Raw genomic sequence first — 1,369 nt, 5'->3', positions numbered from 1 at the left:
GCAATGCTTTCAACTTAAGCCCCACTTCATCAAGCAAGTTTGTACGCGAGATGGCAGTGGGGCTTCGCTTTTCTGGGCGGCCTTGGGTATGAGCGCGAGGGCTGTATGCGACATCGGGTCTGATGGATCACCGCCAGGACCGGGATGAGGTTCTCCAGACAGTGTCGGATACGCAGAAGGCAGGGTCCAAGTAATGGCTTGAGTGCGCCCAGCGCGTACACGCGGTTAGGACGACTGGCACATTGACCGTCGTGCGGCGCATCAAGATCACTGAGCAGCGTGCACAGGTTGTCAGCGAGGATTTTCGCGCCGAAGTCCTGCTGCAACGCCAGGTAGTCCAGCCCCGTGACGGCCTCCAGCCGCAACCGGTGCTTCAGGCGTTTGAAGGCCTCCTCGATCCGCCAGCGCTGGTGATAGAGCGCACCGAAGGACGCAGCGGGATAACGCCCGGCGTCGAGCAGCGAGGTCATCAGCACGCGCACACGACCGCTGGGCGTGACATCACGGATCAGGCGCACGGTGGTGGGCGTGCGGGCCAGTTCGTAATCGCGGGCGTCCCGCTCGCTGGGCGCTTCCAGCGTCACCACGCGCTCGGCCTCGCCGCTGCGGGCGAAGGCAGTCACGCAGTTCCAGTTACGTGCATCGACACGCATGCAGAACGCTATCTCCCGTTGCGCGAGCGCGGCAACCATCATGTTGCTGATAAAGCCGCGATCAAGCAGGAGCAGATCGGCGTTCGGCTGCAGCACATCGAGCGCTTCGAACAGCATCTGCCGCTCGGCGCCGTCGGCCGGATGAAGCGCGGCGTGCAGGGTCAGTTCGGGGCCCGGCAGGAACAGCGCAAACGCGTAGTGATCGGCGCGCAGTTCACGGCCACAACGTGTGCTCGCGCGCAGGCGAGTGCCGTCAGCGGCGACCAGTCTCAGGCCGTTCCACTGCATCGGATCGATATGGGGCTTCGCCAGTGCGATGAGGCGCGCGCAAGCCAGGTCGAACAACTCAGCCGACAGGCCACGCCGCGCCTTGCTGAAAGCCTGCACACTCACGGCGCGCACGCGCTGGCTCTGGCCGCCCAGCGTGCCAAACAACTGGTCGAGTTCAGCCTGCACGCTGGCACACATGCCCGACATCATCAGCGCTGCCATGCGCGGTAATGTCAGGGTGCGATTGCGGGTAAAGGCAGTGGGGAAACGACGCACGCGATTCACGAGCGCCGGATCAAGCAGGAAATCAGAGAACTCAGCCAGAAGTCGGGAAGACGCCGGTATTTGAGTTCATATCGTTGATTTATCAGTGAGTTATGCGACCAAGTTTACAGGGGCGACGTCTCGTATACAAGCGCTTTTGAGGCTTAAGTTGAGAGCATTGC

1 protein-coding gene is annotated in these 1,369 nt (G+C 62.2%); it reads right to left on the bottom strand.

Annotation, left to right across the window (positions count from 1 at the left end; translation table 11 throughout):
* Nucleotides 1–29 precede the first annotated feature (29 nt).
* Complete coding sequence (locus SB822_RS54505) at nt 30–1,226, bottom strand: IS4 family transposase (RefSeq protein ID WP_410858774.1); 1,197 nt, start codon at nt 1,224–1,226, stop codon at nt 30–32.
* Nucleotides 1,227–1,369 lie beyond the last annotated feature (143 nt).

It is taken from the genome of Paraburkholderia sp. SIMBA_054, from assembly GCF_046534875.1.
Classification (GTDB): Bacteria; Pseudomonadota; Gammaproteobacteria; order Burkholderiales; family Burkholderiaceae; genus Paraburkholderia; species Paraburkholderia hospita.
Note: the sequence above shows the minus strand (reverse complement) of the source record. Positions and strands in the feature narration are given on the sequence as shown.